Source organism: Spongisporangium articulatum (assembly GCF_044465595.1).
In the GTDB taxonomy this organism is placed as follows: Bacteria; Actinomycetota; Actinomycetes; order Actinomycetales; family Kineosporiaceae; genus Spongisporangium; species Spongisporangium articulatum.
Map to the genome: position 1 here is coordinate 50,298 of NZ_JBITLV010000001.1, position 18,376 is coordinate 68,673.

An 18,376-nucleotide genomic window follows, 5' to 3' on the forward strand; every position below is an offset into this window, starting at 1 on the left:
TACCGGGCCGAATCTGCCCGGTATTGCTCGTAGCGTCGCCGCCATGAATCTCGTCTCGATCCGCATTGCCACCGACGATGTGCCGCGCCTGGTGGGGTTCTACGAAAAGCTCACCGGGCTTAGACCGGAGTGGGCCAACGACCAGTTCGCCGAACTCGTCACAGATGGTGCGGCCATCGCGATCAGCAGCCGGCAATTGACCGACCGGTTCGCAGCCGCCTCGGTGGAACCCGCGGCCAACCACGCGATGATGATCGAGCTGCTCATCCCCGATGTCGACGCCGTGCGTGATGCCGTGGCCGAGCTCGCGGGCGGCCTCGTGATGGAGCCGACAACGCTGCCGTGGGGCAATCGCTCGCTCCTGGTCAAGGACCCTGACGGCAACGTGGTCAACCTGTTCACGCCCGTCACCATGGAGGCGCAGGCCAAGTTCGGTGCGCGCTAGCGCCGGGCCAGGACCTATTCGTCCTCGCGAGGGTCCGGGTCAACCGACTGGTCACGGCTGACGTCGGCCGAGGCCCCGATCGGCACATGGAAACCGGAGCGACGCCATCGCGCGAATAGTCGCCGCCTCACGTACGGCTCTCGCTCAACGAGGATCCCGTAGAACTCCTCCAGGCTCTTCATCCAGTTCTTGCCTGCCGCCGGATTCTGTAACCGTTCGGCCTTCACGAAAGGCTCGAGTCGCTTCCAAGCGAACAGAACCCTGTGGTGATAGATGTCGAGAATCCGCGGGTCTTTCAGCACTCCGAGTTTGACCATGAGCGCGATGCCGTGGAAGTAGTAGAGGACTCGATAGACCGCGTCCTGCGCAGGCGCCGGCAGAGCCCTCACACCGCGTTCAGGTGAATGGGTCGCCTCGAGTTCCATAGTCACGAAGTAGAAAGCTTCATGCCATTCTCGCTGCTGGCCATGAAGATTCAGATCACTAATCACAGCCATGTTCGCACGTTCCTGCGCCCCGGCTTGACGCGCCGCCAAGAGGGTGGACAACGCAAGAGCAGTAAGCGAGACCCCGAGAGTCACTACGTTGGTGATATCGATCTTCACCTCACGAGTCTGACAGCGGTGATCACCACCGGAAAGAGTCAGACATTGCTCATGCGTTTCTGCATGATCAATTCATGAGCAAGGGTGAGCCGGTCACCGTCACACCGTCAGGGTGGCGTGGCGATGACCGGCCCGAGGGAGCCCTACGGCTGCAGCGGCATCGTCCAGCAGTTGGACGCGACCGCCTTGCCCTTCAGTCGCGCGGTCAGCCAGTTGAGCGACGCGGTCTGCTCGGTGAGCAGCGGCAGCACGTGGTTCACGGTCGGGCTGCCGACCTTCGGCTCGGTGATGTTGCGGTAGGTCACGTTGGCGCCCTTGGCGCACCAGTCGACCGCCAGCTGCCGGGCCTGACCGTGCGGGACCAGGTTGTCGTAGTAGCCGGTCATGACCTGCACCGGGCTGGTCGGCTTCAGCAGGCCGATGCGCTGCTTGTTGATCTCCGCCTGGATCGCCGGCTCCGCCGCGATGATCTCGCTGATCGACTGGCCGGTCTTCGTCCAGTTCTTGCTGTGCGCGTTGGCGTACTTGAGGCTGTCGCCGACACACATGGTGGACGTGTTCTTCAGCGCGGCCACCCCGGCGGCGTTGAGGTACTTGTCGAGCAGCGGCTGCAGCGACGGGTCCGACTGCACGAAGCCGTTGATCGACCAGCCGAGGGCGGCGGCCAGTTCGCTGCCGTCGATGGCCTTGGTGACGTCGGTCAGGTTGGCCGGCGGCGCACCGGCGAAGGTGCCCTTCAGGTTGACGTCGGGCGCGTACGAGGGCTGCAGCTCGGCGGCCGAGGCGACGGCGCCGCCGCCCTGGCTGTAGCCGTAGAGACCGACGGCCGAGGTCGACGTCACCGACGTCGTCGGCAGGCTCTTGGCCGCACGCACCGCGTCGAGCACCGCGTGGCCCTCGTCGAGGCGGTCGACGTAGGTGTGGACGCGGTCGGTCGTGCCGAGCCCGATGTAGTCGACCAGGACGACGGCCACCCCGGAGGTGATCAACCGGTAGACCGCGACGTCCTCGTAGCCGGCGGAGAGCGTGAAGTCCTTCAGGCTGTTGACCTTCACCACGACACCCCGCTCGAGAGCGAGGGACGGGGCACACTGGTCGCCCTGGCCCATGGTGCCGGGAGCGACGGCCACGATCGGCCGGGTGCCCGGGCCCTTCCACTTCGCGGTGGGCTCGACGTAGGCGGCCGTCGCGGCGACCGGCTTCCCGTTGTTGTCGGTCGTCTTGTACATGAGCCGGGTCGCGTGCCCCGGCAGGCCGCCGGCCCAGGCGGGCAGCTGCGCGACCAGCTTCATGGGCTCGCTGCGCACGATCGCCCCGTTGGCGGCCGGAAGGGCGGCGGGCGGGTTGTAGAAGGTCGGGATGACGACGCCGTGCGAGACCACCGGCACGTCGACGGCCTGCGCCTGCGGGACGGCGACGAGCGCCCCCGACGTCGCGACCACTCCGGCGAGCAACAGCCGTGTCATTCCGGGCATCGCGTGGGCCTCCATCGGCTCATTCGTCAACTCTGGGTAGCCACCCGAACACCCACGTGTAGACAGGTGTCCAACCGGCTACCGGACAGTAGCGAAGGCGAGCCCCCGACCGGTAGGGGTTCGCCGGAAATCAGCCTCACCGGCGAGCGAAGCGAGTGCTAATCAGCCCGCCCAGCGAGCGAAGCGAGTGCTAATCAGCCCGCCCAGCGAGCGAAGCGAGTGCTAATCAGCCCGCCCAGCGAGCGAAGCGAGTGCTAATCAGCCCTCAGCTGCGCCTTGACCACCTTGCCGAGAGCGTTGCGGGGCAGGGCCGTCACCAGGACGACGGTCTTCGGCCGCTTGTAGGGCGCGAGCTGCGCTCGCGCATGGGCCAGGAGCTCGGCTTCGGCGACCCCCGACGCCTCGACGAACGCGGTCACCGCCTCACCCCAGGTGGCGTCGGGGACGCCGATCACGGCCGCGTCCCGCACGCCGGGGTGAGCACGCAGCACCTCCTCGACCTCGCGCGGGTACACGTTGTACCCGCCGCTGATGATCAGCTCCTTGCGGCGGCCGACGATGCTCACGTATCCGTCGGCGTCGAGCGCGCCGACGTCACCGGTACGGAACCAGCCGTCGGAGAACGACTCGGCCGTGGCCTCGGGGCGCTGCCAGTAGCCGCGCATCACGCTCGGGGCGCGCAGCAGGATCTCGTCGGTGTCCTCGTCGAGCCGCAGGTCGACCCCCGGCAGCGGTAGCCCGACGGTGCCCGGCTTGCGCTCACCCTCGTAGGGGTTGGACACGGTGATCAGCGTCTCGCTCATCCCGTACCGCTCGAGGATCCGCTGCCCGGAGGCCTTCTCGACCGCGTCGAACAGAGCGGGCGACAGGGCGGCGCTGCCCGAGACGGCCAGGCGTAGCGCGGAAAGCTCACGCAAGCGGGGTGATTCGGCCAGCCTGGCGTACATGGTCGGCACCCCGAAGAACAGCGATCCGGCGTGCGCGGCGACCGCGTCGAGCACCCCCGACGCCTCGAAACGCGGCTGCAGGACGGCGGAACCGCCCGACAGGAGGGTGCCGTGCAGCCCGACGCACAACCCGTGCACGTGGAAGAGGGGCAGGGCCAGCACCAGCCGGTCCTGCGCCGTCCAGTGCCAGGCCGTCGTCAGGGCCCGCGCCCCGGCGAGGAGATTCGCGTGGGTGAGGGACGCCCCCTTGGGAGCGCCCGTCGTCCCGCTGGTGTAGACGATCAGCGCGAGATCGTCGGCCCCGGCGACGTCGAGAGCCGGGGCCGGGCCGTCGGGCAGGTCGACGTCGAGCCCCGTGACGACGACTCGCGGCCCCCCGGCGTCCCGGACCCAGCCGGCCGCCTCGGGCGAGGCCATCACGCCCGCCGCCGGGCGGCAGTCGGCCACGACGTGCGCCACTTCGCGAGCCCCGTAGGCGGGATTCACCGGGACGACGACCAACCCGAACCGCAGCGCCGCGAGATGGGCCGTCACGAAACCGATCCCGGTCGGACCCGACAGCAGGAGCCGGTCGCCGGGCGCCAGCCCGGCCGCCGCGAACCGGCCGGCCACGACCCGGCTGCGCTCCTCCAGTTCGGCCCCGGTGAACCAGCGCCCGTCGTGCAGGACCGGGACGTCGGGCGCCTCGGCCCAACGCCGGGCCCCGGCGTTCGGCAGCGTGTCGGGCGTGCTCATCCCGGAAGTCTGGCACCCGCGATCGCCCGGCCTCACGGCGGAAGCCGGTTGACCGCGTGCTCGCCGGTGGCCCACAGGTACTGCACCGCGTACGCGCGGTAGGGGCTCCACGCCTGCGAATAGCGCTTCAGCGCACCGGGTGTGGACGGCAGGCCCAGCCGCTTGGCGGCCACCACGACGCCGAGGTCCGTGGGCAGGAAGGCGTCGCCGTCCCCGAGAGCGCGCATGGTGACGGTGTGCGCGGTCCACGGCCCGACGCCGGGCAGCGCGACGAGATCCCGCTCCGCGGCGGCCGACGACGACAGGTCCACCGCACCGGCCGCGAAGGCCGCCGCCACCCGCAGCACCGTCGCGCGCCGCGACGCCGGCATCGCCAACAGATCGGGGTCAGCGCCGGCGAGTGCCGCCGAGGGCGGGAACAGGTGCGTCAGCCCTCCGTCCGGGTCTACGACCGGCTCCCCCGTCGCAGCCACGAGCCGGGCCGCGTGCGTCCGTGCGGCCGCCGTCGAGATCTGCTGTCCGAGAACGGCTCGCACGGCGAGCTCGGCCGCGTCGGGCGAACCCGGCACGCGTCGTCCAGGCGCAGCCTGCACGAGGGGCGCGAGCACGCCGTCCGCCGCGAGCAGCTCGGCCACGACGAGCGGGTCGACGTCCAGGTCGAGGATGCGGCGGGCGGCGAGCACCGCCGACGGTTCGTCGTCCCGATGGCTCAACCACAGGGTGGCCGGTACGGAAGAGCCTTCGGGGAGCCGGAGATCGAGGATCGCCGGACCGCCCGGCAGGCGGACCGTGCGCCGGTAGGCGCCGGCCCGCCACTCCTCGACGCCCGGGACGGCGGTGGCGACCAGATGCCCGTACAGGTTGTCCGGCATCAGTGGCGGGCGGAAGGACAGCCGCACGTCCCGCCGGAGCACCGGTCCGGTCCCGGCTGTCACCACCCCAGGGTGCCCGGCGCGCCCTTGAACGGGCCGACCACCCGCGACGTGATCCAGCCGCCGTAGAAGTCGCCCTCCTGCGCCTGCACCGTCTCGCCGTCCACCGTGCAGCGGTCGACCCGGCCCGGGTAGATCGCCACGTGCCGGTGCAGCCGCTCGTACCGGGGGGTGGGTGACGGGTAGTACCAGGCGGCCGACGGCGAGACGCCGTCGCCGACGACGAGGTCGAAGTACCGCGCCCGGCCCTTGAACTCGCACCAGGACGTGCCTGCGGCGTCGGCGAACGCGGTCAGGTCGACGTCGTCCATCGGCAGGTAGTACGTGGGCGGGTGACTGGTCTCCAGCACGCGGACCGGGGCCCGGGTGTCGGCCACCACCAGCCCGCCGAACTCGACGACGACGTGCTCACCGGAGGGGTCGAGCGACGGGGGGCGGGGATAGTCCCAGACGGACTCCACGCCGGGTCGATGGGGTTCAGGGGACACGTGCGACCTCCTCGGTGAACAGCAGGCGTTCGGCCGCACCGCGCAGCTCACGGCGCAAAGTGCCGTCGTCCAGGCCGGCCAGGTTCGGATCGCCGCCCACCGACACGAGCCCACCGCCGAAGACTGCGACCGACACCAGGTCGGTCGGGCTCGGTGTCTCACCGACCACGAGCACGGTCAGTCGGTCGGTGTGGCCGCTGGTCTCGACATGCGACTTCAGCAGTGCGTCGACGTACGGGTCCCCGAACAGGACGCCGAGCAGCCGCCGGTGCGCCAGCACCAGGTCGATCAGCCCGTGGACGACGAACCGTCGGCGCTCCTGCGAAGCCGGCCGGGCGCCGGCCTCCTCGAGCAGGACGAGGAGCCGTTCCATCACCGGACGGACCACTTCGAGGACGATGTCGTCCTTCGTCCGGAACTGGTGGTATACGGCCGCTTTCGTCACCCCGAGCCGGTCGGCGATCATCTGCAGCGAGGTGCCGCTGACCCCCTGCTCGGCGAACAGCTCGAGCGCCGTGGCGAGCACCCGCTCCCGGGTCTCCCCACGCCGCCCCACGGGCTTCGCCATCGAAACCGCCTCCGACTCAATCTCCGCCGCCTGGGCGCCGACGCACATCGTGACGTCGACCACGACGCCGTTGCCAGATGCTAGCCGATCGGCTAACTTCTGCATGGCTAGCCGATCGGCTAGCTATGAAGAACCGGCTCACCGCCCGGAGGCACTCTCCTCATGGCCACCTTCCTGTACCGCGTCGGCCGTTTCTCCTACCGCCGTCGCGGCCTCGTCGCCGGCGTGTGGCTGCTGCTGCTCGTCGCCACCGGGATCGCGGCGGCCACCCTGTCGGGCCCGACGTCGTCGACGTTCTCGATCCCCGGCACCGAGTCGCAGAAGGCGCTCGACCTGATCACCGAGCGCAACCCGGGCGCGAACGCCGACGGCGCTTCGGTGCGGGTCGTGTTCGTGGCCGGAGGCAACGGCACGCTGACCTCCGACGCCTCGAAGGCGGCCGTCGAGAAGGCGATCACCCAGCTGAAGGCGGTCGACGACGTCGCAGCCGTGAGTGATCCCTATCGATCACAGGCCGTCTCGCAGGACGGCACCACCGCCTACGCCACCGTGAGCTACTCCGTCCCGGCCACCCAACTGACCTCGGCGACCAACGAAACCCTGCAGACCGCGGCCCGTTCCGCGGTCGGGCCGGGGATCACCGTCGAGTTCGGCGGTGACGTCGTCAGCAGTGACGGGCCGGCCGGAGCCACGGAAGGCATCGGCATCGTGATCGGGGCGATCGTCCTCGTCATCACCTTCGGGTCGTTGCTGGCCGCCGGGCTGCCGCTGCTGACGGCGCTGATCGGCGTCGGGTTCGGCACGCTCGGCGTAGCGGTCGCCACCGGTTTCACCGACATCTCCGACACCACCAGCGTTCTCGCCACCATGCTCGGCCTGGCGGTGGGCATCGACTACGCGCTCTTCATCGTGTCCCGGTACCGGCACGAACTGCTCGTGGGTCGCGACGGCGAGGAGGCAGCCGGGCGGGCCATCGGCACCGCCGGGTCGGCGGTCGTCTTCGCCGGGGCGACCGTCGTCATCGCCCTCGCCGCGCTCCTGGTGGCCGGTATCCCGTTCCTGTCGTCCATGGGGCTGGCGGCCGCGGGCACCGTGGCGATGGCCGTGGTCATCGCCCTCACGCTGGTCCCGGCCCTGCTCGGGTTCCTGGGACGTCGGGTGCTGGGTCGCAGGGGCCGCGCGGCGCTGGACCCCGAGGCTCCCGGCGGCGGGGACGGCAATCTCGTCCACGGTGAGCCGATGGGTGCTCGCTGGGCCCGGCTCGTGGTCCGGGGCCGGGTGCCGGTCTTCATCGTGCTGGTGCTCGCCCTCGGGGCGATCGCGCTGCCGACCCTCGACCTGCGCCTCGGTATGCCGACCGACGAGACCGCGTCGCCCAGCACCACCCAGCGCCGGGCGTACGACGCGCTGGCCGCCGGGTTCGGACCCGGCTTCAACGGCCCGCTGATCGTGGCCGTCGATCTGGCCGGGATCACCGGCGAGGACAGCGGTTTCGCGCGGGACGCCGCGACCACGGACATCCAGGCCGACCTGGCGAAGGTGCCCGGGGTGGCCGCCGTCGCGCCGGCCACCCCGAACGCCGCCGGTGACCTCGCCCTGATCACCGTCATCCCGACCACCGGCCCCTCGACCGATGCCACCGAGACGTTGGTGCACACCATCCGCGCCGACGCGCAGAAGTGGCGGGCGGAGCGCGGGGCCCGGGCCTACGTCACCGGGACAACGGCCATCGGCATCGACATCTCCGAGAAGCTCGGCGCCGCCCTGGCCCCGTACCTGATCGTCGTGGTGGGGCTCGCGTTCCTGCTGCTGATGCTGGTGTTCCGCAGTCTCGTCGTGCCGCTGAAGGCGACGCTCGGCTTCCTGCTCAGCCTGGCCGCCACGTTCGGCGCGCTGGTCGCGGTGTTCCAGAAGAGTTGGGGCGCAGGCCTGGTCGGGCTCGACTCGTCGGGGCCGATCCTGAGCTTCCTGCCCATCCTGGTGATCGGCATCCTGTTCGGCCTGGCGATGGACTACGAGGTGTTCCTCGTGACCCGGATGCGCGAGGAGTTCGTGCACGGGGCCGACGCCCAGTCGGCCGTGGTCAGCGGATTCCGACACGGCGCACGGGTCGTCACCGCCGCCGCCGTCATCATGACCAGCGTGTTCGCGGGCTTCGTCATCACGGACGACCCGATCGTGAAGTCCATCGGCTTCGCCCTGTCGGTGGGCATCGTGTTCGACGCCTTCGTCGTCCGGATGACGCTCGTCCCCGCGATCATGTCGCTCCTGGGCCGCAGCGCCTGGTGGTTCCCGAGCTGGCTCGACCGCCTCCTGCCCGACGTCGACGTGGAGGGCGAAGGGCTCACCGCCGCGCTCGCCACCGCGCAGACGCCGTCCGCGCGCGTCCCGGCCCAGGGTTCGCTGTCGGAAGCCGACGCAGCCACGCACTCCTCCAGCAACTGACCGCGCCGCGGGGCACACCAACAATCGTTGATGTGCGCCGTGAGTCGCGGCCGGGGCTGTGGACAACTCAGGAAGATGCACTCCCGCCGCACCTACGATCGTTGATGTGCGTCGCAAAGATGCCGTCCGGAGGGACAGCCAGGGGCGAGAGATCGAAGGCCCGCCCGACACCCGCGCCGCCCGACTACTGGCGGCAGCCCGCCGCCGGACTCTCCAGTACCAGTCGGAGGTGGCCGAGAAGGCCGGCATCGCGCCGAGCGCGATCAGCGCCTACGAGACCGGCACCCGCCAGCCGACGCTGCCGATGCTCAGCAAGCTGCTCGAGGCGACGGGGCACGAGCTGGTCCTGGACATCCGGCCGCTGCCGAGCGAGTTCCGGCTGGTGACCTCGGAGTTCGGCGACGCGATCCGCCGACAACGGGAGGCGATCGTCACGCTCGCCGGGCGGTACGGACTGCGCGACCTTCACGTCAACCGCAACGGGAGGGAACTGTTCGTCGACGTGAGTGTCGCGACCATGATGGAACGGCGCCTGTTCGCGGCCGAACTCGAGGCGCTGCTCGGATTCCCGGTGCGAGTCACACCCGTCGCACCCGAGCAACGGGACGAGTTGCGGGGCTGGACGGTTCGGCTCGGTCAGGACCAGGGGCGAGCGGAGCGCTCGGACCAGTAGACCTCGGGCGGCTGCGCCAGAGCGGCCAGGGACTCGACGAAACCGGTTGGCAGGGTGAGCTTCTCGCCCTGCAGATTGAACGCGAGTTGGTCGGGGGTGACGGCGCCGGAGAGCACCTGCCAGGCCCACGGCTGTTCGAGGGCGGCCGCGTAGGCGACGGCGTCCAGGCTCGCGCCGAGCGACTCGGCCACCCGGCTCGCCTCGGCCACGACCGGCGACGCGTCCCCGCTGCCGGGGGCGAGCCGCCCGTTGGCCACGACCTCCTTGACGATCACGGTCGCGCCGACGACCGCGGCCTCGGTGAGCGCCTCGGCGGCCGACGGTTCGAGCAGGTTCCAGGTCGACTCGACCGACGAGAAGAGCGGCTCGCCACCGGCGCGCACCGCCAGAGCCGCGCGCACGACGTCCGCCTGGGCCGGGCCGGACGTCGAGAACCCCACCCGCACACCGGAGTCCCGCAGCTTCGCGAGCGCCCGGTGCAGCTTCTGGTCGGTCAGGGCCGGTGAATCGGGGGTGAGCGAGTGGATGTGGTAGATCGCCAGCCGGTCGCCCAGCAGCGAACGCGACTGCGTCGACTGCTCACGGAAGGCTTTCACCGTATGGTCTTTCACCTCGTGCACCGGGGCGTCGAGGGCCCAGTCGCCGACGTAGCGGTAGCCCCACTTCGAGCCGACGACGACGCGGGCGTCGGGGTGCTGCTCGAGCCAGCCGGCCAGGAACTCCTCGGCCCGCCCGTACGAGCGGGCGACGTCCACGTACCGCACACCGGCCGCGTAGGCGGCGTCCAGCAGCTCCTCGCACCGCGACCGCAGGTCGTCCACCGAGCGGCCGCCGGCGAAGGCGGCCGCCCGCCCGGTGGTGATGTACGCGGGACGCCCCGCCGCGGCCAGCCCCAGCCCGATGCGCGAAGTCATGCGGCCCGCACCCGGTCGACGGCGGCGCGGACGGCCTTCTCGAGATCGGCCTGGGTGAGCGAGTTCCCGAGGCTGATCGAGTCGAAGCGCAGCAACTGCGGCCCGACGGCGACCTGGACGACGAGGTCGCTGACCGCCATCATCGCGCCGCTGTACTGCAGCAGGACGGCGTACGTGCCGTCGCCGACGGCCGGGAACGTGGTCGTCGACGTCTTCACCTTCGTGACGACGTCCCCGCGCGTCACCTGGTAGCTCGCACAGTCGCTGACCGCCGAACGCATCGCCGCCAGCGCCTCGGCGGGCGTGCGGCCCGCGGGCCGGTACGTGGTCTGCACCAGCGAACCGCTCCGGTCCCCGCTCTGCGTGAAACCGACCCGGGCCAGGGGCAAGGCGCCCGCGCCCAGGGCGAGCACGGCGCAGGTCTTCGGGTCGTAACGGTCGTGCGTGGCGTCGTCCAGCGTGTCGGCGCTGACCGCCCAGCCCGCGGGCAGGGCGTCCGCCCCGATCAGGGCCCGCTCGGCCTGCGCGGCGGTCAGCCGCGGGGCCGGGACGGTGGGCGACGACGCGGACGACTGGTCAGCGGACGGCGCGACGGACGGGGTGCCGGTGGGCGCGGCGGCGCCGCTCGACCCACCGCTGCAGCCGGCCAGCAGGACGGCGGTCAGCGCCAGCGCAAGGGTCCTCACCCGAGCATCCTGCCGTAGGACCGTCAGAGCGTGCCCAGCCGGGACGCCCGGGCGGCGAGGATCCGCTCGCGCAGGGCGGGGGCGACGTCCATCAGGCGCAGCAGGTCCTCGGCCGGGACGACGATCAGCTGGGTCGGTTCCTCGGCCACCACGTCGGCGGTGCGCACGTAGCCGTACCCGCTGCCCCAGTCGGTGGCCGCGATCTCGCCGAAGAACTCCCCCGGCCCGAGCCGGCGCACCACCACCCCGTCGATCAGCACCCGCACCGCGCCCGAGACGATCGCGTAGAAGTCCCGGTCACCGGCCCACCGGGACACGACGGTCGCCCCGGCCGGCGCGACCAGGCGGGTCGAGCAGCGGGCCAGCTCCCGCCGTCCGGCCTCGTCGAGCAGGTCGAGCAACGGCCCCGCCGGCACGGCGGCGTCGGGGACGGCGGCCGCGAGCACCTCGGGTGGGACCGGCGTGCGGGCCAGGAAGTCGAGCACGAACCGCACGTCCTCCTCCCGCGAGCGGTGGTTCAGGACGCACAGCCGCAGGGCGTACCGGCCGTGCAGCCGCGTCGAGGAGACCATCGCCCGGCCCGTCGCCTCCAGCGCCGCGGCCAACCAGGCGTTCGCGGCCGCGAGTTCCGGCTCGCCCAGCCCGGGCAGGGTGCGGCGGAAGCAGACGATGCCGAGCCGGGCCGCGCTGAGCAGCTCGAGGTGAGGGTCGTCGTCCACCAGCGTCGAGGCGAGCGCAGCGAGGTCGAGTCCGGAGTCGATCGCGGCGCGGAAGGCGTCGGTGCCGAACGTGGCGACCGATGCCCACAGCGAGACCGAACGGGCCCGGCGGGTCAGCTGGAGGCCGCGGTCGCTGAAGTTGACCTCGCCGCCGTGCGTGGCGGAGTCGGCCAGGTAGTCGGGCAGCACGGTGAAGGCGCGTTCGAGGGCGCCGGACTCGCGGACCAGGAGGGCGCCGCATTCCATCGGCTGGAAGAACCACTTGTGCGGGTCGAGGGTCACCGAGTCGGCCCGGCCGATCCCGGCCAGGGCCCGGGCCCCGCGGGCCGTGACGGTGGCGAACCCGCCGTAGGCGGCGTCGACGTGCAGCCAGAGGTCGTGCTCGGCGCACAGGTCGGCGATGTCGTCGAGCGGGTCGACGGCGCCAGTGTTGGTGGCCCCGCCGGACGCCGAGACCAGCAGCGGCACGCGGCCGGCGACCCGGTCGGCGGCCACGGCGGCGGCCAGCGCGTCGACGCGCAGCCGGAACCCGTCGTCCGAGGGGATGACGTGCACCTGGTCGGAGCGGAAGCCGAGCACCCGCGCGGCCCGGCCGACCGAGGAGTGGGCCTGGTCGGAGCAGTAGATCATCGCATCGGCGTGCATCGCCCCCAGCAGCTGCTCGCGGGCCACCGCGAAGGCCATCAGGTTGGCCGCCGAACCGCCCGACGTGAGCACCCCCTCGGCCCCCTCGGGCAGGCCGAGCCAGGCCCGGAACCAGTCGAGGACGACGAGCTCCAGCCGGCTGGGCCCCGCCGACTCCGCCCACGACCCGGCGTAGACGTTCGCGACACTCGACATGAAGTCGACCAGCGCCGCGGGCCACGTGGTGGAGCCGGGGATGTAGGCGAAGTAGCCGGGGTGCGCGACCCGGCTGGCGTGCGGGTACACGTCGTCGACGAGCGTGCCGAGGACGGCGTCGAGGCCGAGCGGTGCCTTGGGCTCGTCGCCGGGCAGCAGGTCGGCCATGGCCTGCGGCGTCGCACGGCGGATGACGGGCCCCGGCTCGGCCATCCACGCGACCATGCGGTCGACCACGGCGTAGCCGGTACGGCGCATCTCTTCGGGCGTCATGCTCAGGTCCACGAAGATCAGGATGCCGACGGCGTCGGTCAGATACATGCCTGCTGGCTCACCCCGGATACCCCGTGCTGGCTCACCTAGAATCCGTGACGTGGAGTACTTACCGTTCGAGCGGCGCACGGCCTCGACCGCGTACCGGCAGGTGCTGGAGAACATCCGCACCTCCGGCATCCGGGTACCGACCCGGCAGGGTGTCGAGGCGCTCACGCTGATGCAGCAGACGATGGCGTTCCCGCTCGAGCAGGGTTTCCCGGTGATCACCGAGCGCAGCATCGGCTCGTTCTGGTCGAAGGCCATCGGCGAGCTGTGCGCCTTCATCAACGGCGCCACCACGTTGAAGGAGTTCGAGGAGTTCGGCTGCGACTGGTGGGGGCCCTGGGCCACGCCGGAGAAGACGCTGAAGAAGGGCATCGAGCCGGGCGGCATCGGGCCCGGGTCGTACGGCGGCGCGTTCCACGACTTCCCGACCAGCGAGGGCCCGGGCTTCGACCAGTTCGCCCACCTGGTCGAGCAGCTGCGCGAACTGCCCCGCGACCGCACGCATTTCGTCTCCCCGTGGATCCCGCAGTGGAACGTCCGGGGCGAGGGCAAGACGCCCCGGACGACGATCGCCCCCTGCCACGGCTGGGTGCACGTGCGCGTGCTGGACGGCCGGTTGCACCTGCACATGTTCCAGCGCTCGGGGGACGTGCCGGTGGGGGTGCCGTCGAACATCGTCCAGTACGCGGCGCTCACGCTGATGTTGGAGCACCTCACCGGTTTTCCCGCCGCCGGGTACTACCACACGATCTCCGACGCCCACATCTACGTCGACCAGCTCGACGCCGTCGGCACGATGCTGGAGCGTGAGCCGCTGCCCTACCCGACGGTGCAGCTGACGGAGGCCGGGCGCGCCGTCACCGACATCCACGGGTTCCGGGCCGAGCACTTCGAGCTGTCCGACTACCACCCGCACAAGGGCATCCCACGCATCCCGGTGGCGACCTGATGGCGGCCCGGTGAGCGTGCGCCTGCTGGTCGCCGCAGCCGAGAACGACGTGATCGGCCTCGACGGCGACCTGCCCTGGCACCTGAGCGCCGACCTGAAGCGGTTCGCGGCGCTGACCCGCGGGCACGTGGTCGTGATGGGCCGGCTGACCCACGAATCGATCGTGGCCCGGCTCGGGAAACCGCTGCCCGGGCGGCATGCGGTGGTCGTCACCTCGCGCGCGCTCGAACCGCACCCGGACGTCGAGCCGGTCGCCACGGTCGAGGCGGCGCTCGAGCGGGCCGCCAAGGCCACCGCGGCGCGCGGGCTGGACGACTGGTTCGTGATCGGCGGCGCGCAGCTCTACACCGCGTTGCTGCCGGTGGTGGACGTGGTCGACCTGACCCGCGTGCACGCCGAGGTGGCCGGGGATGCCGCCCTGCCCCCCGGCTGGCTCGACCCGTTCGAAAGAGTCTCGGCGGAGAGGCATAGCGACGCCTCGGGCCTGGAGTTCTCGTTCGAACGCTGGGTGCGGCGGTGAGCCTGTACTTCGTCGGCAACGCCCGGCACGCGGAACAGGCCGAGCGCATGCGCGCCCTCGAAGCGGCCGGCGTGTGCCTCTTCTGCCCCGAGCAGCTCGACGCCGAGCCGGCCGCCGGTCTCGTGGCGAGCACCGACGAATGGACGGTGCGGCGCAACGACTTCCCGTACGCGGGGACGAAGCTGCACCTGCTCGTCGTCCCCCGGCGGCACGTGACCGACCTCGTCGACCTGCCCGACGCCGTCCTGGCGCAGTTCTGGCCGCTGGTGCGGTCCCTGCGTGAGGAGTTCGACCTGACCTACTACGGGTTGGGTGCCCGTTGCGGCGACCCGGCGTGCACCGGCGGGACCATCGCACACGTGCACGTGCACCTGCTGGTCGGCGACGTCGACGACCCGGGGCACGAGCCGGTGCGGCTGAAACTCAGCTCTCGTCGTTCGAACTGAGGTCGACGGCGATCAGCTCGACCCCGGCGCCGCGCATCACCTCGGCCCCCGCCAACACCGAGTAGCCGCCCGCGAAGTAGCAGCGCGCGAAACCGACCTCGGCGATCAGCCGTGAGCAGGCCGGGCACGGGAACGTCGTCACGTGCAGGTCGGCACCGGCCAGGCTGAACCCCTCGCGCGCGGCCCGGGCGATCAGGGCCTGCTCGGCGTGCACCGCTGTGCTGCGGTCGAGCTCGACGCCGCGCCGGAAGTCGTTGCGGGGGTCGCCGTCGACGTAGGGCGAGTACTCGGTGGGCAGGTGCCGGTTGTGCTCGACGGCCAGCACCGTCTCGCCGCGGGCGGCGACGGCCCCGACCTGCCGCCACCAGTCGGAGCTGCGGCCGGCGGCCTCGAAGGCGAGACCCTGCATGTGGCGTGCGTATTCGGCCTCCGACACGGCGCCGTCCCACTCGGCCGGGACCCCGGCGCGGCTCCACTCCCGGTCCCAGCGCAGGAAGGTGCGCTGCCAGACCACTCGCGCCCGCGCGTCCAACCCGAAGTCGGCCACGAGCGAGCGCATCAGGTCCTCGTCCGGGACGATCAGCTCACCCCCGGGTTCCACGGCCGACGGCAGGTCGGCCGGGGCCAGCACCCGCCCCCGGGGGACGAGCCCGAGCTTCAGCAGCCACTCGAGGGTCTCGGCGGCGTCCAGCGCCCGGATCTCCTTGCGCACCACCGGGTACTCGGACGCGAAATCCGGCCCGACGAGCAGGATCTCGGCGTCGGGGCGCTGCGCGAGGAGGCGCCGGTAGCCGGCGTGCAGCACCGGCAGGAAGAGCAGGAGTTGACTCATCGCTCCCCGGCGACTTCCGACACGATGCCGCTGATGAAGCTGGGCAGCCGCTCGGTGACCAGGTTGGCGATCTCGAAGTACGCGTTGCGCAGCCGGGCGCTCGTGCTGACCGTGGCCATCCGCTGCAGCACCTCGACCCGGCCGCACCAGTTGGCCTCGAGCTCGTCGATCTCGGCCTGCGAGTACGTCTCCTCGGTGGCCACCAGGACGTCGGGGCGGACCGCCTTGATCAGCGCCCACCGCGCGTCCTCGGGGTGCTTGAGCGCGACCAGGCCGACCCCGCGCTGGTGGGTGACCATGCGCAGCCGCTCCAGCTCGGGCACGGCCGGGCGGGTCTTGCCCTTGCGCTCGCGCACCTTGGCGTCGCTGTCGACGCCGACCACCAGGAAGTCGCCCATCTCCCGGGCCGCCTCCAGGTACATCGAGTGCCCCTCGTGGATCACGTCGAACGAGCCGCTGGTGAGCACGATCCGGCTGTCCTCGCGGGCCCGGATGGCCGTGACCAGCCGTTCCAGCTCGGCGAGCTCCTTGATGAACCGGTGGTCGAAGTGCGACCGGTCCTCCGCGAGGAGGTCGATCAGGGCGTCGTACCCCTGCGTCTCGGTGTCCGTTCCCACCTGCGAAAGGCTACTCGACCGCCGGGCAGCTCGCGGTGGGCGACGGCTGCGGGGCGACGGTCGCCGACGGGGTGGCCGAGGCGCTCGCACACGTCGTCGACGGGGTGGACGACGGCTGCGGGGTGGCGGGGGCCGACGTGCTCGGCGGCGCCGTCGTCGGCTTCGTCGTCGGTGACGTCGGGGCGCTGGGCGAGGACGTCGCCGACGGGATGCCGGTCGGCGAGGCGGTCGGGGTGCTCGTCGGTTTCGTCGTCGGTTTGGTGGTCGGCGTCGGGTCGGGGTCGGCGGCCGGCGGCTTGCCGCCCGGCGTGGCCTCCTCGCCCTTGTCGTCGGTCTTCGTGTCGTTCGGCCGGGTCGGGAACGTGACGACGTGGCCCGAGGCGTAAGAGTCGGCGATCGACAGGACCAGGGACACGTAGCTGTCGGAGTGGTTGTACCGGTAGACCGCGGCCCAACGCCCCTTCTGCGTGAGCATGTTCGAGCCGCCGGCGCACAGGTACTTCCCGGCGGCGAGCGCGGCCGCGTTCATGTCCTGCGGGTTCTTGCCGCCCCCGTAGGCCTTCCAGGTGCCGGGGATGAACTGCATCGGCCCGACCGCCCGGTCGAACTGCGTGTCCCCGTCGTACTTCCCGTCGTCCGAGTCGGTGATCCGCGCGGAACGCGACCCGTCGAGCCGGATGCCGAGGATCGGCGGGCGCACGACGCCGTCGATGCCGATCGTGGAGCCGCCGAACCGGCCGTGGTTGCTCTCCACCCGGCCGATGCCGCCGAGCACCGACCAGTTGATGCCGCACGTCGGGTCGGACTTCGCCAGCTCGTTCGCGGCGTTGACGTAGGCCCGGTAGGCGGCCTGCGGGATGCCCGAGGCGGTCAGCGTGGACGCCGACCCGACGCCGTAGGGGGTGTCGGCCGGGTTCTGGGCCGTGGGCACCGTGCCCGAGGGCGGCAGGTTGGACCCGCCGGACCACAGCCCGTCGTAGTAGAAACTCTCGTTCTCGACGGTCGACGCCGGTGCGGCCGGTGCGGCGACCACGGGCAGCAGGTGCTGCGACGCCGACAGCGAGAGGACGGCGAGCGGGAAGAGGGTGAGCAGCAGGTAGCGCTGGCGGTGGATGGTCCAGCGCCCGACTCGGCGGATGACGCCGGGATGCATGGACGCGGGCAAGGGAACGTTCCCGGTCCAGGCCCGGACCGGGAATTTCGTGATGTCACGCCACAGCCGCGTCGCGGTGGCTCCCCCTCGCCTCACCCGATCCATGGTGCCATTTGTGGACATAGGTGTCTCGACCAGGACCAAATCGTCGGTACGACCTCGCGTCCCGTTCACCCGAACCGCCCGTTCACGTAGTCGGAGGTCCGCTGGTCCTGGGGGCGACTGAACATGGCGTCGGTGAGGCCGTGCTCGACGATCCCGCCCGGGGTACCGGCCTCGGCGAGGAAGAAGGCGCACCGGTCGGAGACGCGGGCCGCCTGCTGCATGTTGTGGGTGACGATCACGATCGTCACCTCGTCGACGAGTTCCCGGATGGTCTGCTCGATCCGCCGGGTGGACGTCGGGTCGAGCGCCGAACACGGCTCGTCCATCAGCAGCACCTTGGGCTTGATGGCCAGCGACCGGGCGATGCACAACCGCTGCTGCTGTCCGCCGGACAGGGCGCCACCGGGTGAGCGCAGCCGGTCGCGGACCTCCTTCCACAGACCCGCCTTGCTCAGGCACTCCTCGACCAGATCGTCCTTGGTGTCTCGGCTCGCCTTCAGGCCGGTCAGCTTCAGTCCGGCCAGGACGTTGTCGTAGATCGACATCGTCGGGAACGGGTTGGGCTTCTGGAAGACCATCCCGACCTGGCGCCGGGCCTCGGTCAACCGCCGGTCGCGGGCGTAGAGGTCCTCCCCGGCCAGCAGCACCTCGCCGGCCAGCGAGGCGCTGGGGATCAGCTCGTGCATCCGGTTGAGGATCCGCAGGAAGGTCGACTTGCCGCACCCCGAGGGCCCGATCAGGGCTGTCACCTCACCGGCCCGCATGTGCAGGGAGACGTCCTGGAGCACCTTGTGTTCGCCGAACCAGGCCGAGATGTGCCGCGCGTCCAGTCCGACCAGGTCGGGCGACGGCATCCGCGCGCCCCGGGCGCCGGCCACGAGCGGCTCGGGGCGGGCGGGGGCGACGGGCGGCAGCACCTCGGTGTCCCCGGGCCCGGCGATCGCGGCGGTCACGAAGGCGT

Annotated in this window: 18 protein-coding genes and 1 pseudogene; 6 read left to right on the forward strand and 13 right to left on the reverse strand. The window is 71.5% G+C overall.

Features of this window, described 5'->3' with window-relative positions; all coding sequences use genetic code 11:
- Positions 1 to 43: 43 nt before the first annotated feature.
- Entirely contained in the window at positions 44 to 445 is a 402-nt protein-coding gene (locus ACIB24_RS00270) for a VOC family protein (RefSeq protein ID WP_398273446.1), read from the forward strand.
- Positions 446 to 459: 14 nt separating this feature from the next.
- On the opposite strand, the gene ACIB24_RS00275 is transcribed toward ACIB24_RS00270, so the two are convergent.
- The 6 genes and pseudogenes from ACIB24_RS00275 to ACIB24_RS00300 all read right to left on the reverse strand — a co-directional run bounded on the left by ACIB24_RS00275 (position 460) and on the right by ACIB24_RS00300 (position 6,195).
- Positions 460 to 1,050, reverse strand: a complete 591-nt coding sequence (locus tag ACIB24_RS00275) for a DUF4760 domain-containing protein (RefSeq protein WP_398273449.1) — start codon at positions 1,048 to 1,050, stop codon at positions 460 to 462.
- 143 nt (positions 1,051 to 1,193) lie between these two features.
- Entirely contained in the window at positions 1,194 to 2,525 is a 1,332-nt protein-coding gene (locus ACIB24_RS00280) for a lipase family protein (RefSeq protein ID WP_398273452.1), read from the reverse strand.
- Positions 2,526 to 2,779: 254 nt separating this feature from the next.
- Positions 2,780 to 4,207, reverse strand: coding sequence for a class I adenylate-forming enzyme family protein (locus ACIB24_RS00285; RefSeq protein WP_398273456.1), 1,428 nt, complete (start codon positions 4,205 to 4,207; stop codon positions 2,780 to 2,782).
- A 32-nt stretch (positions 4,208 to 4,239) separates the two neighbouring features.
- A pseudogene (locus tag ACIB24_RS00290) lies at positions 4,240 to 5,109 on the reverse strand (DNA-3-methyladenine glycosylase family protein); the annotation flags it as partial.
- A gap of 29 nt (positions 5,110 to 5,138) precedes the next feature.
- Positions 5,139 to 5,600 (reverse strand): DUF427 domain-containing protein, encoded by a 462-nt coding sequence (locus ACIB24_RS00295; RefSeq protein WP_398273459.1) that lies wholly within the window; start codon positions 5,598 to 5,600, stop codon positions 5,139 to 5,141.
- 16 nt (positions 5,601 to 5,616) lie between these two features.
- Positions 5,617 to 6,195: a TetR/AcrR family transcriptional regulator gene (locus tag ACIB24_RS00300; RefSeq protein WP_398273462.1), complete on the reverse strand. Its 579-nt coding sequence runs from the start codon at positions 6,193 to 6,195 to the stop codon at positions 5,617 to 5,619.
- A 162-nt stretch (positions 6,196 to 6,357) separates the two neighbouring features.
- On the opposite strand from ACIB24_RS00300, the gene ACIB24_RS00305 reads away from it, so the two are divergent.
- Positions 6,358 to 8,640: an MMPL family transporter gene (locus tag ACIB24_RS00305; RefSeq protein ID WP_398273465.1), complete on the forward strand. Its 2,283-nt coding sequence runs from the start codon at positions 6,358 to 6,360 to the stop codon at positions 8,638 to 8,640.
- A gap of 106 nt (positions 8,641 to 8,746) precedes the next feature.
- A complete protein-coding gene (locus tag ACIB24_RS00310; protein ID WP_398273468.1) occupies positions 8,747 to 9,313 on the forward strand; it encodes a helix-turn-helix domain-containing protein in 567 nt (188 codons plus the stop codon).
- On the opposite strand, the gene ACIB24_RS00315 is transcribed toward ACIB24_RS00310, so the two are convergent.
- From ACIB24_RS00315 to ACIB24_RS00325, 3 genes are read right to left on the reverse strand one after another with little or no spacing between them, the layout of a single operon-like run.
- Complete coding sequence (locus tag ACIB24_RS00315) at positions 9,277 to 10,227, reverse strand: aldo/keto reductase (protein WP_398273471.1); 951 nt, start codon at positions 10,225 to 10,227, stop codon at positions 9,277 to 9,279. The two genes, ACIB24_RS00310 and ACIB24_RS00315, sit on opposite strands and share 37 nt — an antisense overlap.
- Positions 10,224 to 10,913 carry a hypothetical protein gene (locus ACIB24_RS00320; protein ID WP_398273474.1) on the reverse strand — a complete coding sequence of 230 codons (690 nt, stop codon included), beginning with the start codon at positions 10,911 to 10,913 and terminating at the stop codon, positions 10,224 to 10,226. The genes ACIB24_RS00315 and ACIB24_RS00320 overlap by 4 nt, the downstream gene beginning before the upstream one ends.
- Positions 10,914 to 10,936: 23 nt before the next feature.
- The gene (locus ACIB24_RS00325) at positions 10,937 to 12,793 is read right to left on the reverse strand and encodes an aminotransferase class I/II-fold pyridoxal phosphate-dependent enzyme (RefSeq protein ID WP_398273476.1); all 1,857 of its coding nucleotides are present in this window, start codon (positions 12,791 to 12,793) and stop codon (positions 10,937 to 10,939) included.
- 52 nt (positions 12,794 to 12,845) lie between these two features.
- On the opposite strand from ACIB24_RS00325, the gene thyA reads away from it, so the two are divergent.
- The 3 genes from thyA to ACIB24_RS00340 are packed head-to-tail and all read left to right on the forward strand — an operon-like array spanning position 12,846 to position 14,708.
- Positions 12,846 to 13,742: a thymidylate synthase gene (gene thyA, locus ACIB24_RS00330; protein ID WP_398273479.1), complete on the forward strand. Its 897-nt coding sequence runs from the start codon at positions 12,846 to 12,848 to the stop codon at positions 13,740 to 13,742.
- Positions 13,743 to 13,752: 10 nt separating this feature from the next.
- A complete protein-coding gene (locus ACIB24_RS00335; protein WP_398273482.1) occupies positions 13,753 to 14,262 on the forward strand; it encodes a dihydrofolate reductase in 510 nt (169 codons plus the stop codon).
- Positions 14,259 to 14,708 carry an HIT family protein gene (locus tag ACIB24_RS00340; protein ID WP_398273485.1) on the forward strand — a complete coding sequence of 150 codons (450 nt, stop codon included), beginning with the start codon at positions 14,259 to 14,261 and terminating at the stop codon, positions 14,706 to 14,708. The genes ACIB24_RS00335 and ACIB24_RS00340 overlap by 4 nt, the downstream gene beginning before the upstream one ends.
- Here the strand turns inward: ACIB24_RS00340 and ACIB24_RS00345 are convergent.
- The 4 genes from ACIB24_RS00345 to ACIB24_RS00360 all read right to left on the reverse strand — a co-directional run bounded on the left by ACIB24_RS00345 (position 14,686) and on the right by ACIB24_RS00360 (position 18,269).
- Positions 14,686 to 15,540, reverse strand: a complete 855-nt coding sequence (locus ACIB24_RS00345; protein ID WP_398273488.1) for a deoxycytidylate deaminase — start codon at positions 15,538 to 15,540, stop codon at positions 14,686 to 14,688. The two genes, ACIB24_RS00340 and ACIB24_RS00345, sit on opposite strands and share 23 nt — an antisense overlap.
- Positions 15,537 to 16,157 (reverse strand): adenylyltransferase/cytidyltransferase family protein, encoded by a 621-nt coding sequence (locus tag ACIB24_RS00350; protein ID WP_398273491.1) that lies wholly within the window; start codon positions 16,155 to 16,157, stop codon positions 15,537 to 15,539. Before ACIB24_RS00350 ends, ACIB24_RS00345 begins: the two co-directional genes overlap by 4 nt.
- Before the next feature lie 10 nt (positions 16,158 to 16,167).
- The gene (locus ACIB24_RS00355) at positions 16,168 to 17,406 is read right to left on the reverse strand and encodes a hypothetical protein (RefSeq protein ID WP_398273494.1); all 1,239 of its coding nucleotides are present in this window, start codon (positions 17,404 to 17,406) and stop codon (positions 16,168 to 16,170) included.
- A 74-nt stretch (positions 17,407 to 17,480) separates the two neighbouring features.
- Entirely contained in the window at positions 17,481 to 18,269 is a 789-nt protein-coding gene (locus ACIB24_RS00360; protein WP_398276670.1) for a phosphate ABC transporter ATP-binding protein, read from the reverse strand.
- Positions 18,270 to 18,376: the final 107 nt, after the last annotated feature.

Bases quoted from the DNA above. Each gene is read 5' to 3' on its own strand.
- ACIB24_RS00270 (WP_398273446.1), top strand. From the start codon at position 44: ATGAATCTCGTCTCGATCCGCATTGCCACCGACGATGTGCCGCGCCTG.
- ACIB24_RS00325 (WP_398273476.1), bottom strand. From the start codon at position 12,793: ATGTATCTGACCGACGCCGTCGGCATCCTGATCTTCGTGGACCTGAGC.
- ACIB24_RS00285 (WP_398273456.1), bottom strand. From the start codon at position 4,207: ATGAGCACGCCCGACACGCTGCCGAACGCCGGGGCCCGGCGTTGGGCC.
- ACIB24_RS00305 (WP_398273465.1), top strand. From the start codon at position 6,358: ATGGCCACCTTCCTGTACCGCGTCGGCCGTTTCTCCTACCGCCGTCGC.
- ACIB24_RS00300 (WP_398273462.1), bottom strand. From the start codon at position 6,195: ATGGCGAAGCCCGTGGGGCGGCGTGGGGAGACCCGGGAGCGGGTGCTC.
- ACIB24_RS00315 (WP_398273471.1), bottom strand. From the start codon at position 10,227: ATGACTTCGCGCATCGGGCTGGGGCTGGCCGCGGCGGGGCGTCCCGCG.
- ACIB24_RS00345 (WP_398273488.1), bottom strand. From the start codon at position 15,540: ATGAGTCAACTCCTGCTCTTCCTGCCGGTGCTGCACGCCGGCTACCGG.
- ACIB24_RS00360 (WP_398276670.1), bottom strand. From the start codon at position 18,269: ATGCCGTCGCCCGACCTGGTCGGACTGGACGCGCGGCACATCTCGGCC.
- ACIB24_RS00280 (WP_398273452.1), bottom strand. From the start codon at position 2,525: ATGCCCGGAATGACACGGCTGTTGCTCGCCGGAGTGGTCGCGACGTCG.